Genomic DNA, 13613 nt, shown 5'->3' on the forward strand with positions numbered 1-13613 from the left:
GCCGTATTGCCGGCACGCGCCGGGAGCGACGAGCCTCCGGCACGCGCCGGGGTGGTCGATCTCGGGTCCAACTCGGTTCGCCTCGTCATCTTTGAGGGCCGGGGGCGCAATCCCTCGACGATCTTCAACGAGAAGGCCGTGCTCGGGCTCGGCCGCGGCCTGCACTCGACGGGCCGGCTCAACGCCGAGGCGGTCGAGGGCGCGCTGACCATCATGGGCCGCTATCTCGCCATCGCCCGCGCCATGGGGGCGAGCCCGATCGAGGTGCTGGCCACCGCCGCCATGCGCGACGCCGCCAATGGCCCCGCCTTCGCCGATGCGCTCCGCGCGCGCATGCCCGGCGTGCCGCTCCGCATTCTCTCCGGCGAGGAGGAGGCGGCGATGTCCTCGGACGGCGTGCTGCTCGGCGTGCCCGGGGCGGACGGCATTCTCGGCGATATCGGCGGCGGCAGCCTGGAACTGGTGGACCTCTCCGCCGGCCGCCCCGCCGCCTCGGTGAGCCTGCCGCTCGGCGTCATCCGTCTGGCCGAGCAGTCCGGTAATGACCCCACCCGCGCGCGCGCCATCGCCGAAGCCGCGCTCTCGGCCGTGCCCTGGCTCGGGCGCGGGCAGGGGAGGGACCTCTATCTCGTCGGCGGCGCCTGGCGGGCACTGGCGAAGATCCACATCGTCCAGACGGGCTACCCGCTCTCGATCGTGCATCACTACGTGCTCCGGCGGGACGAGGCACGCGACCTCTGCGCCGCCGTGATCGCGGCGGGGGAGCGTTCGGGCCGCCTGCCGGGCGCGCCGGCCAAGCGGGCGGCGGACCTGCCCTATGCCGCCGTCGCGCTGCGCCGCCTGCTGCGCCTGACCGGCGCGCGGCGGGTGGTATTCTCGGCGAACGGGCTGCGGGAGGGCTGGTACTCCCGCCTGCTGAGCGACGACACGCGGGCCCAGGACCCGCTGCTCGCGGTGGGCACGGAACTCGCCGCCCGCTTCGGCCGGGATCCCGCCCTACCTGCGGCCCTCACGGCCTGGACCGCGCCCCTCTTTCCCGAGGAGGGACCGGTCGAGGCGGCGCTGCGCCGCACCGCCTGCCAGCTCTCGGACGTCGGCAGCCATGACCACCCGGATTACCGTGCGGAGCAGGCCTTCCTCCGCGTGCTGCGCCAGCCCGGCGTGGGGCTCGACCACCATGCCCGCGCCTTCCTCGCCCTCGTCACCGCGCTCCGCTACGACGCCGCCGACCCGGCGGTGGTCGCGCCCGCCCGTGCCCTGCTCGGCCCCGCGGTGCAGCAGCGGGCGGAGCGGATCGCGGCCGCCCTGCGCCTCGCCTATACCCTCTCGGGCGGCACGCTCGCGCTGCTGGCGGGCACCTCGCTCGCCATCAGCGGGCAGCGGCTCACGCTCTGGCTTGTCGAGGGAAGCGGCGTCTTCGCGGGGGAGGGCGTGCAGCGCCGGGTGGAGGCACTGGCCGCCGCAATGGGGATGGAGGCGGTCGTGAGGCTGGCCCCGCGCCAGGAACCAGCCTGAGCGCCGCGCCGGCCCCTTCATCAAGCGCGCGTGCGCAGGGTCATCGGAGGGGATCTGGCGCTGGCGCCCGCCCCGCCTCCGGTGCAGGTTCGCATCGATGCTTCAGGGGAATCCTGTTCCGGCTCTGACCAAGGCCGCCGGCAGGCCGGCGCGTGCCCTCGGGGTGCGCGCGCGGCTGCTGTTGCTCACGCTCGCGGCGGTGCTGCCCGTCCTGGCCTTCGCCGGCCTCGTGCTCTGGCGCTTCGCCGAGGCGCAGCGCGGCATCGTCGAGCGCTCCCTCGTCGCCCGCGCGGAGGGGCTGGCCAGGGTGGTCGATTCAGAATTCGAATCCCTCTCCTCCACGCTTCGCGCCATCGCCGGCACCACCGCCTTCCAGGCCGGGAACCTCGATGCGGTGCGCGAGCACATGCTCGCGGTCGGGCGCGACATCGGCTCCCAGGTCACATTGCGCGACGCAGGGGGAAACCTCCTCCTGCACACCGCCATCCCGCGCGGGCATGAGGAGGGCCAATCCCCGCCGCGCCCGGGCTGGCTGGAGCTGGTCGCCGCTGGCGGTAGCGGCCTTGTCGTGACGGACCTCTTCACCGGATTCTCCAATGGGGCGCAGATCTACGGCGTGTTGCTCCCCGTCACCGACGGGGCGGGCAGGCGCCTGCTCATCGGCGCTACCTTCCGCGCGGACCTCCTGATGGAGCGCCTGCGCCTCTCCCTGCCCGATCCGGGATGGCGTGTCCTGGTGGTGGATCGGAGCCACCGCATCGTCGCGGGCACCACGGTGTCAGAGGCTGCCCTCGGCACCGATGCTGGGCCGCGGTTTCGCGAAGGAGCGAGCACCGTCTGGCGAGGCCAGCGGGCGGACGGGGTGCCGATCGTCTTCACCCATGCCCGCACCGCCGTCGGCTGGGACGTGGGCGCCAGCCTCGCGGCCGAGCAGGTGGATGCGCCGGTGCGCCGCGCCGTCTGGGCGCTGGTCGCGGTGGGGGCGCTGCTGCTCGCCTGCGCCGTGCTTCTCGCCCTTATCGCCGCCCGCCGGATCGCCCGCGCGATGGGCGAGCTTGCCGAGGCCGCCACGGTGCTCGGCCAGGGCCGCCCGGTCCCGCCCATCCAGACCTCGCTGCGCGAGGCGAACATGGTGGGCGCGGCGCTGTCCCGCGCCGCCAACACGATCGCCGCGCGCGACGGGGCGCTGCGCGAGCGGGAGGCGCAGCTTGCCCGCACCCAGCGCTTGGCGCGGGTGGGCGGGTTCGAGGTGGCGGTGGAGCACCGGCCGGACGGCGGGGTGCGCTTCACCAACTTCCGCTCCCCCGAATACCTCGCGGTGCATGGCCTGCCGCCCGAGGCCGCGGACGAGCCGCACGAGGCCTGGGTGGAACGGATCCACCCCGAGGACCGGGCGCGTGTGACCGAGGACTTCATGGCGGCGGTCTGGGGCGGCGGTCCCGACTACCTCTCCGAGTACCGGGTTGCGACCCCCGAGGGCGAGACGCGCTGGATCTCGGCGCTGGCCGAGGTGCAGCGGGACGCGCTTGGCCGCGCCCTGCGCTTCAGGGGCGTGCACGTGGACCTCTCGGCCCTGCGCCGGGCCGAGGCGCGCCTGGCCGAGAACCGCGCGGCCCTCGCTGCCGCCGAGGAGCGCCTTCGCCTGGCCGTGGAGGCGGGCGGGCTGGTCGCCTTCGACGTGGAGGTCGCCTCCGGCCGGGGCGTCTTCTCGCCCGGCCACTTCGCGCTTCTCGGCCAGCCTGCGCCCGCCGATGGCTGCGGCGATCTCGCCTCCTGGGAGGCGGCGATCCATCCGGAGGACCGGGCCGGGGCGCGCGCGGCCTGGAAGCGGATGCTCGTCGGCGGTGGGGCGGTGACGGTCGAGCACCGTGTGCTCGTCCCCGCGGGCGAGCGCTGGATCTCGGCCACCGGGCGCCTTCTCGCCGGGAACTCACTTGGGGCCTCTCCTGGGACATCGCCCAACCCGCAGCTGCCGGGCGGCGTCCGCTGCGTCGGCGTCTATGCCGACATCACCGGGCGGCGGACCGCCCAAGCCGTGCTGGAGGAGCGGGTGAGGGAGGCGGTGGCGGCCGCCGAGGCTGCCCAGGCCCAGCTCGCCCATGCCCACAAGATGGAGGCCCTGGGCCAGCTGACCGGCGGGGTGGCGCACGACTTCAACAATCTTCTCCAGGTCGTCGCCTCGGGCGCGGCGCTGCTGGGCAAGCGAGAGGCCGTGCGGGCCGATCCCGGCGCGCGGCGCCTGCTGGAGGGCATGGCGGGCGCTGCCGAGCGGGGGGCCGCGCTCACCCGCCGCATGCTCGCCTTCGCGCGGCGGCAGGAGCTGCGAATGGGCGCGGTGGACACGGCGGCCCTCATCCTCGCGCTCCGCGACATCCTCGCCCGAAGCATCGGCCCCGCGACGCCGCTCGAGATTGAGCTGCCCGACGACCTCTGGTGGGTGCTGGCCGACCCGAACCAGCTGGAGCTCGCCATCCTGAACCTCTGCGTCAACGCGCGCGACGCCATGGCCCCGGAGCGCTGCCCGGGCGGGTGCGTGAGGGTGACGGCGCGCAACGCCCCCGCCGGGCCGCGCGGGGGCCTCGCGGGGGCCGGCGACACGCCGCCGGGCGGCGACTGCCTCGTCATCCTCGTCTCCGATGACGGGGCGGGGATGGACGCCGAGACCCTCGCGCGCGCCACCGAGCCCTTCTTCACCACCAAGGGGGTTGGGCGCGGCACCGGCCTCGGCCTCTCCATGGTCCACGGCCTCTGCGCCCAATCGGGCGGAGCGCTGCGATTGGTGAGCGCGCCGGGCCAGGGAACCACGGCCGAGATCTGGCTGCCGCGCGCCGAGCCCGGCTCCGAGGCCGCGCCGGCGCCGGTCGCGCTCCTCCCCGCGCTGCCGGCCGCGCGGCGCCTTTCGGTGCTGCTGGTGGACGACGATCCGCTGGTCCTGGCGAGCAATGCCGCGCTTCTTGCGGATCTCGGCCACACCGCGCGCGAAGTGGAATCAGCTGCCGCCGCGCTGGAGGCGCTTGCCGCCGGCCCGCTGCCGGACCTCGTGATCACCGACCACGCCATGCCCGGCATGACCGGGGCGGAACTGGCCGCGCGGCTCGCCGCGTTGCATCCGGGCCTGCCCGTGATCCTCGCCACCGGCTACGCCGACCTGACGGCTGGCGAGGCGCCCGAGGTGCCCCGGCTGGACAAGCCCTTCGGCCGCGACGCGCTGGCCGCCGCCCTGGCCGCCGCGACGGACGAGGCGAAGGCCGCCGCAGGCGCCGGACGGCGTACCGGATAGGGCCGCCGGCGGCAATCACTGTGCGGCTCACGCCTTATTGCGCCGCAATATGCTTGGCCGGGCGGGCGCGGGCTGCGATCCCCCTTCGGCCTTTCCGAGATGCCGGAGCTGGGAACCATGAGCGCCACAGACCGTTGCTCGGCCATGCGCCCCATCGCCCTGTACCACGTGAACCCGCTCCTGCTCGGCCCGCTTTCGGAATGGGGGCCCGAGCTGGAGAGGGTGGCGGCCCTCGGCTTCGGGGGCATCTGCCTGCCGCCGCCGCTCTCTCCCGGCCGCTCGGGCCACCTGCTGGAGGTAGCGGACCACGACCGTCCCCACCCGTTGCTGGAAGCCGGAACAGACGGCACCGCCGCCATCGCCGCCATCGCTGCCGCCTGCCGCACGGCGGGGTTGGAACTCTGGCTCGACCTCGAGCCGCTGCACGTCGCGAACGACGGCGCGCTCGTCGCCATCCACCCCGACTGGTTCCACGACGTAGAGGCCCAGTTGCCCGACCCTCGCGGCGGTGCCGTCCGGCTTGGCCTCGCGCGCCTCGACCTGTCGCAGGAGGGAGCGCTGGGCTTCTGGACCTCCCGGCTGGCAGACTGGGTCTCGGCCGGCGTCTCCGGCTTCCGCGCCGTCCGGCCGGCCGAACTGCCGAAGGCAGTCTGGGGGCGGCTGATCGGTGCCGCCAGCGGCGCGGGCTTCATCGCCTGGAACACGGGCATGCCCTGGCACGAGGCGGCGGCGCTGCGCGGGGCGGGCTTCGGGTGCCTGGCCTCCTCGCTCGCCTGGTGGAACGGACGCGACGCCTGGTTCATGGCCGAGCGCGAAGCTCTGGGCGGCCCCCTCATCGGCTTCCCGGAGGCGCCCTTCGAGACCCGTGCCGCGATGGATGAGGGCGACGAGGCGGCGCGCACGCGCGCCGCCGCCCTCTCGCTGCGCCTTGCCGCCACGCTCTGCGACGCGCTGCTCGTGCCGCAGGGCTTCGAGTACGGCGCGCGCCGCCCTTCCAACCCAGCCCAGGACCGCCCGGGCGATTGGGCGTGGCTGCGCGAGAACGCGCCCTACGACCTCTCCGCCGAGGTGCGGGAGGCGACGGCGCTCGCCGCCGCCCTCGCGCCGCTGTCCGGCGCCCCGATGCGCCCGCTGAGCGGGCCCGGCGCCCCGGTTCTGGCGGCGGTTCGTGCGGCGGAGGATCCGCGCATGGCGAGCTCGGCCACGCTCGTGATCGCCAACACCGACCGCCATGCCGCGACGACGCTTGCGCCCGAGACGGTGCTGCCGGGCATCGGCGGCGGTCCCGCGCCCTTCCTTGGCGCCGACGGGCAGCCGCTGGTGCCGGGCGTCCACCTCGCCCTGTCCCCGGGCGAGGTGCGGGTGATGCAGGCCGGCCGCGCCAGCCCCGTGATCCGCCTGCCCGCCTCCCGCATGCCGCCTGAGCAGGGCGTCGCCATCCCGCGCATCGGGATCGAGGCGGTGACGCCGCTGGTCGATGGCGGCCGCTTCCCGGTGAAGCGCACGATGGGCGAGGTGGTGACGGTGGAGGCCGACATCGTTGCCGACACCCACGCCACCTTCGGCGTCGCCCTTCTCTGGCGCACGGCCGACGAGAAGGGCTGGCGCGAGGTGCGGATGCGGCCGCTCGGCAATGACCGCTGGACCGCGAGCTTCCCGCTGGAGCGGATGGGCCGCTACGTCTTCGCGGTGGAGGCCTGGCTCGACGTCTTCGCCGGCTATCGCGACGAGCTCTCGAAGAAGCACGCGGCGGGCGTGCCGGTCTCGCTGGAGCTGGAGGAGGGAAGGCGGCTGGTCGTGAAGGCCGCCGGCCGCATCGGCGCGACCAAGCGCCCGCTGAACCTTCTTGCCAAGACGCTGGAGACCGCATCTGAGTCGGAGCGCCTCGCCCTCCTCCTCTCGCCTGAGACGGCGGGGCTGATGGCGCTGGCTGACGACCGCCCCCACCGCGTGCGCCAGAACCCGCCCGGCGGCGTGGAGGCGGAGCGCATCGCCGCCCGCTTCGCCAGCTGGTACGAGATCTTCCCGCGTAGCCAGTCCGGCAGCGAGGATCGCCACGGCACGCTGGACGACGTGATTCGCCAGCTTCCGCGCGTGAAGGCCATGGGCTTCGACGTGCTCTACTTCCCGCCCATCCACCCGATCGGGCGCAAGAACCGCAAGGGCCGCAACAACACCCTGACGCCAGGACCGGACGACGTGGGCAGCCCCTACGCCATCGGCTCTGAGGACGGTGGGCACGACGCGCTGCACCCCGCGCTCGGCACCATCGAGGACTTTCACCGCCTGCGCGACGCTGCCTATGCGCACAACCTTGAACTCGCGCTCGACTTCGCCATCCAGTGCGCCCCGGACCACCCGTGGCTGAAGGAGCACCCGGAGTGGTTCGACTGGCGCCCGGACGGCACGATCAAATACGCCGAGAACCCGCCGAAGAAGTACGAGGACATCGTCAACGTCGACTTCTACGCGGAGGGCGCCAAGCCCTCCCTCTGGGTCGCGCTCTACCAGGCCGTGAAGTTCTGGGTGGATCAGGGCGTAAAGATCTTCCGGGTGGACAACCCGCACACGAAGCCGCTTCCTTTCTGGGAGTGGATGATCGGCGAGATCCGCGCCGACCACCCGGACGTGCTGTTCCTATCCGAGGCCTTCACGCGGCCGAAGGTGATGTACCGCCTGGCAAAGGCCGGCTTCACGCAGTCCTACACCTACTTCACCTGGCGCGAGACGAAGGCGGAGATGGCGGAGTACCTGACGGAGCTGAGCACCACAGCGCCGCGCGACTTCTTTCGCCCGAACTTCTTCGTCAACACGCCCGACATCAACCCACGCCACCTGCAGACCGGCGGGCGGCCGATGCACCTCGTGCGCGCGGCGCTGGCCTCCACCCTGTCGGGCCTCTGGGGCGTCTATCAGGGCTTCGAGCTCTGCGAGGCGACGCCGCTGCCGGGCAAGGAGGAGTATCTCGACAGCGAGAAGTACCAGATCCGCGTCTGGCCGAACCGCCGCCCGGGTGACATCGTGGACGAGGTCACGCGCCTGAACCTCATCCGCCGCGCCAACCCGGCGCTGCAGACGCATCTCGGCGTCACCTTCCTTACCGCCTGGAACGACAACGTGCTCTTCTACGAGAAGGCGACGCCGGACCGCTCCAACGTGGTCCTTGTCGCCGTCTCGATGGACCCCTCCACGGTGCAGGAGACGGGCTACGAGCTGCCGCTCTGGCGCTTTGGCCTGCCCGACCACGAGGGGCTGGAGGTGGAGGACCTGATGCGCGGCAACCGCTTTGCCCTCTACGGCAAGGCCCAGGCGATGCGCCTTGATCCCGCCGACCTGCCCTTCGCCATCTGGCGCGTGCGCCCCTTCGGCGCCTGAGAGAAACACCCATGCCCGACGATGCTGCCCCCAAGACAGAAGCCCTGCCGAACCATCAGGCCGACCCGCGGGATCCCCAGTGGTACCGCGATGCCGTCATCTACCAGCTCCATGTGAAGTCCTTCTTCGACGCGAACGACGACGGCGTCGGCGATTTCCCGGGGCTGATGGCCAAGCTCGACTACATTGCGGAACTGGGCGTCGACACGCTCTGGCTGCTGCCCTTCTACCCGAGCCCGCGGCGCGACGACGGCTACGACATCGCCGAATACACCGGCGTCCATCCGGACTACGGCTCGGTGGAGGACGCCAGGCGCTTCATCGAGGAGGCGCATCGCCGCGGGCTGCGCGTCATCACCGAACTCGTCATCAACCACACGAGCAACGAGCACCCCTGGTTCCAGGCCGCGCGCAACGCGCCCAAGGGCTCGCCCGAGCGGAACTTCTATGTCTGGTCCGACACGGACGAGATCTACCAGGGCACGCGCATCATCTTCCTCGACACCGAGAAGTCGAACTGGACCTGGGATCCCGTGGCGGGCCAGTACTTCTGGCACCGCTTCTTTTCCCACCAGCCCGACCTCAACTTCGACAACCCGGAGGTGGTGGACCGCGTCCTCGGCGTCATGCGCTTCTGGCTCGACGCCGGTGTGGACGGGCTGCGGCTCGACGCCGTGCCCTATCTGATCGAGCGCGACGGCACCACCAACGAGAACCTGCCCGAGACGCACGACGTCCTGAAGCTGATCCGCGGCGAGCTGGAGCGCGGCTATGCTGGCGTCGGCAAGATGCTGCTGGCGGAAGCCAATATGTGGCCCGAGGACACGCAGCAGTATTTCGGGGAGGGCGACGAATGCCACATGGCCTTCCACTTCCCCCTGATGCCGCGCATGTACATGGCGATCGCGCAGGAGGATCGCTTCCCGATCACCGATATCCTGCGCCAGACCCCGGACATCCCCGAGGGCTGCCAATGGGCGATCTTCCTCCGCAACCATGACGAGCTGACGCTCGAGATGGTCACGGACAAGGAGCGCGACTACCTCTGGAACACCTACGCGGCTGACCGCCGCGCGCGCATCAACCTCGGTATCCGCCGCCGTCTCGCGCCCTTGCTGGAGCGTGACCGCCGCCGCATCGAGCTGATGAACGGGTTGCTGATGTCCATGCCCGGCACGCCCGTCATCTACTACGGCGACGAGATTGGTATGGGCGACAACATCTATCTCGGCGACCGTGACGGCGTGCGCACGCCGATGCAGTGGTCGCCCGACCGCAACGGTGGCTTCTCCAAGGCCGATCCCGCGGGGCTCGTGCTGCCGGTCATCCAGGACCCGCTCTACGGCTTCCAGGCCGTGAACGTGGAGGCGCAGGCGCGCGACGCGCACAGCCTGCTGAACTGGATGCGGCGCATGCTCGCCACGCGCAAGCGCAGCCAGGCCTTCGGGCGCGGCTCCATGCGCCTGCTCTATCCCGGCAACCGCAAGGTGCTCGCCTATCTGCGAGAGATGGAAGGGGGTGAATCCATCCTCTGCGTCTTCAATCTCTCGCGCTCCGCCCAGGCGGTGGAGCTGGACCTCGCGCAGCACGCGGGCCGCGTGCCCGTGGAGATGCTCGGCGGCACCGCCTTCCCGGCCATCGGACAGCTCACCTACCTCCTCACCCTGCCGCCCTACGGCTTCTACTGGTTCGTCCTCGCGACGGAGCAGGCCCTGCCGCCCTGGCATGTGAAGGCGCCCGAACCCTTGCCCGACCTCCGCACCATCGTCTTCCCCACCACCGCGACCTCCATGGGCCCGGCCCAGAAGGGCGAGATCGAGCGCGAGGTGCTGCCTGCTTGGCTGCCTAAGCGCCGCTGGTTCGCCTCGAAGAGCGAGACGCTGCAATCGGCGAAGCTGCGCGCGCTCGCGCCCATCCCGGGTGGCATCCACACGCTACTGGCCGAAATCGAGGTGACGCTGCCGGGCCGCACGGAGCGCTACGCGGTGCCGCTGGCCGCCATGGAGGAGGACGAGACGCCCGGCCCGCTCGCCTACCAGCTCGCGCTTTCCCGCGTGCGGCAGGGCCGGCGCGTCGGCTACCTGACCGACGCCTTCGCCTCCGACTACTTCGTGCATCGCGTGCTCGGCGCGCTGCGCCAGGGCGCGGAGGCGCAGACCGAGGACGGTCCCGTCCGCTTCATCGGCAGCGAGCGGCTGAACGCAATGGACCTCGGCGAGAAGCCCGAGGTGCGCCGCCTGCCGGGCGAGCAGTCCAACTCCTCCATCATCGTCGGCGAGCAGGCGGTGCTGAAAATCCTGCGCAAGCTGGTGACCGGCATTCACCCGGAGGCCGAGGTCACGCGCCACCTGACCGAGGCGGGCTTCGAGAACATCGCGCCGCTGCTGGGCGAAGTCGTGCGCACGGGGGCGGACGGCGTGCCCGTCACGCTGATGCTCGTGCAGGGCTTCGTCCGCAACCAGGGCGACGGCTGGGGCTGGACCCTCGACTGGCTCTCCCGCGCCGCCGACCAGACGGATGACGAGACGGACGCGCTGGCCGGCTACCTCTCCTTCATCTCGGCCCTAGGCAAGCGCCTGGGCGAACTGCACGCGGCGCTGGCCGCACCGAGCGACAATCCCGCCTTCTCCCCGGAAGTGGCCGGCGAGGCCTCCCGCACGGCCTGGGCGGAGGGCGCCATAGCGCAGCTCGATCCCGCGCTGGACCTGCTGGAGAAGGCTGATCTCACCGGCGAGGACAAGGCCATGGCGGAGGGCCTGCTCGCCCGCCGCGATGCACTCAAGGAGGCTGCGCGCAAGCTCGCGCAATCGGCCGATGGCGCGCTGATGACGCGCGTGCACGGTGACTTCCACCTCGGCCAGGTGCTGGTCGCGCAGGGCGACGCCGTCATCGTGGACTTCGAAGGCGAGCCCGCGCGCACGCTGGAGGAGCGCCGCGCCAAGGGCAGCCCGTTGCGCGACGTCGCGGGCCTGCTGCGGTCGCTCGACTACGCGGCCGCTGCGGCCTCTTCGGCGCTGAGCACGGCGCTGCCGGACCGGCGCGAGACCCTGCTCGCCCGCTTCCGCACCGAGGCCGGCGCAGCCTTCCAGGAGGCCTATCACGAGGCCGAGGCGGCATCCCCCGTGCAATGGGCGCCCGCCGCCACGCGCGACGCGCTGCTCGACCTGTTCCTGCTGGAGAAGGCCTCCTACGAGCTGCGCTACGAGGCGGCGAACCGCCCCGCCTGGCTTTCCATCCCGCTGCGCGGGCTCTCCGCGCTGGCCGACCGACTGGTGACTGCATGAGCGAGACCCAAGGCGCTATCCAGGCCATCGTCGAGGGCCGCCACGGCGACCCCTTCGCCGTGCTCGGCCGGCACGGCGGCGTGGTGCGGACCTTCCAACCGGGTGCGCTGAGCGTCGAGGCCGTGCCGGAGGCGGGGGCGCCCGTCGAACTGGCGCAGGTCCACGACCACGGCTTCTTCGAGGGCGAGATCCCGCCCGGCCCCTACACGCTCCGCATCGACTGGCGCGGCGGCGTGCAGGAGACGGAGGACCCCTACGCCTTCGGTCCCCTGCTCGGCGACATGGACATCTACCTCTTCGGCGAGGGGCGGCACCACGAGATGGGCCGCGTCTTTGGCGCGCAGGCGATGAGCGTGGACGGCGTGCCCGGCGTGCGCTTTGCCGTCTGGGCGCCCAACGCGCGCCGCGTCTCCGTCGTCGGCGGCTTCAACTCATGGGACGGGCGGCGCCACCCCATGCGCCTGCGCGGCGCCTCGGGCATCTGGGAGATCTTCATCCCGCGCCTCGTGCCCGGAGAGCACTACAAGTACGAGATCCTCGGCCCGCATGGCGGCGTGCTGCCGCTCAAGGCGGATCCGATCGCGGCGCGGGCCGAGCTCGCCCCCGGCACTGCCTCAATCGTGTCCAACCCCGTGCCCTATGGCTGGCGGGACGGCGCCTGGATGGAGCGCCGCGGTGCCGCCCAGGACGTGGCCGCACCGATAGCCATCTACGAGGTGCATCCTGGCTCCTGGTGGCGTGCCGATGACGGCCATGCCGGCGATTGGGATGGGCTCTCCTCTCGGCTGATCCCCTATGTGAAGGGCATGGGCTTTACCCATGTCGAGCTGCTGCCGATCATGGAGCACCCCTTCGGCGGCTCCTGGGGCTACCAGCCGCTCGGCCTCTTCGCGCCCACCGCGCGCTTTGGCACGCCCGAGGGTTTCGCGCGCTTCGTGGACCGCTGCCACGAGGCCGGGATCGGCGTCATCCTCGACTGGGTGCCCGCGCACTTCCCCTCGGACCCGCACGGCCTCGCGCAGTTCGACGGCACGGCGCTCTACGAGCACGCGGACCCGCGGGAGGGCTTCCACAAGGACTGGAACACCCTCATCTACAATTTCGGCCGCACGGAGGTGCGCGGCTTCCTCATCGCCTCCGCGCTGCACTGGCTTGAGCACTATCACGTGGACGGCCTGCGGGTGGACGCGGTAGCCTCGATGCTCTACCGCGACTACTCCCGCAACCACGGCGAATGGGTGCCCAACGTCTTCGGGGGCCGCGAGAACCTTGAGGCCGTAGCCTTCCTGAAGGAACTCAACGAGGCCGTCCGTCATCGCTGCCCCGGCGCCATCATGGTGGCCGAGGAGAGCACGGCTTGGCCCGGCGTCTCGAAGCCCGTGTCGGAGGGCGGCCTCGGCTTCCACTACAAGTGGAACATGGGCTGGATGCACGATACTCTCCACTACATGGAGGAGGATCCGATCAATCGCCGCTGGCACCACGGCGAGATGACCTTCAGCCTTGTCTATGCCTTCTCGGAGAACTTCGTGCTCCCGCTCTCCCACGACGAGGTCGTGCATGGGAAGGGATCGCTGCTGGGCAAGATGCGCGGCGACGACTGGCAGAAGCGCGCCAATCTTCGCGCCTATCTCGCCTTCATGTGGACGCATCCCGGCAAGAAGCTTCTCTTCATGGGCATCGAGCTGGCTCAGCCGACCGAGTGGAACCACGACGCACAGCTTCCGTGGCACCTGCTGGACGATCCGCGCCACCGCGGCGTGCAGGAGCTGGTGCGCGACCTCAACCGGACCTATCGCGCACTTCCCGCGCTGCACCAGCGCGACGCTGATCCGCAGGGCTTCGCCTGGGTGGTGGGGGACGACAACACGAACAGCGTCTTCGCCTTCCTCCGGCTCGGTGCCGACGGCACGCCCGCGCTCGTGGTCTGCAACATGACGCCTGTCCCGCGGGATGGCTACCGGATCGGTGTGCCCCAGGGCGGCCATTGGCGGGAGGTCCTGAACACGGACGCCGCCTCCTATGGCGGTTCCGGCATCGGGAACTATGGCGGGGTGGACGCCACCGAGGAGGGCTCGCACGGCCAGCCCGCATTCCTCATCCTCTCGCTGCCGCCGTTGGCCACCCTGATCCTCTCGCCCTAAGGACCACCCCCGCCC

General features: G+C 71.8%; 5 protein-coding genes. All 5 read left to right on the forward strand.

Annotation, left to right across the window (positions count from 1 at the left end):
* Positions 1–6: 6 nt before the first annotated feature.
* The 5 genes from D9599_RS13750 (at position 7) to glgB (ending at position 13598) form a co-directional block, all read left to right on the forward strand.
* Entirely contained in the window at positions 7–1515 is a 1509-nt protein-coding gene (locus D9599_RS13750; RefSeq protein WP_232480503.1) for a Ppx/GppA family phosphatase, read from the forward strand.
* 97 nt (positions 1516–1612) lie between these two features.
* The gene (locus D9599_RS13755) at positions 1613–4795 is read left to right on the forward strand and encodes a PAS domain-containing protein (protein WP_198381808.1); all 3183 of its coding nucleotides are present in this window, start codon (positions 1613–1615) and stop codon (positions 4793–4795) included.
* A gap of 117 nt (positions 4796–4912) precedes the next feature.
* Complete coding sequence (locus tag D9599_RS13760) at positions 4913–8170, forward strand: alpha-1,4-glucan--maltose-1-phosphate maltosyltransferase (RefSeq protein ID WP_232480492.1); 3258 nt, start codon at positions 4913–4915, stop codon at positions 8168–8170.
* 11 nt (positions 8171–8181) lie between these two features.
* The gene (gene treS / locus D9599_RS13765) at positions 8182–11454 is read left to right on the forward strand and encodes a maltose alpha-D-glucosyltransferase (protein ID WP_198381809.1); all 3273 of its coding nucleotides are present in this window, start codon (positions 8182–8184) and stop codon (positions 11452–11454) included.
* Positions 11451–13598, forward strand: a complete 2148-nt coding sequence (gene glgB / locus D9599_RS13770; protein WP_198381810.1) for a 1,4-alpha-glucan branching protein GlgB — start codon at positions 11451–11453, stop codon at positions 13596–13598. The genes treS and glgB overlap by 4 nt, the downstream gene beginning before the upstream one ends.
* The last annotated feature ends 15 nt before the right edge of the window (positions 13599–13613 follow it).

Origin of the sequence: Roseomonas sp. KE2513, assembly GCF_016107305.1 — a bacterium.
In the GTDB taxonomy this organism is placed as follows: Bacteria; Pseudomonadota; Alphaproteobacteria; order Acetobacterales; family Acetobacteraceae; genus Roseomonas.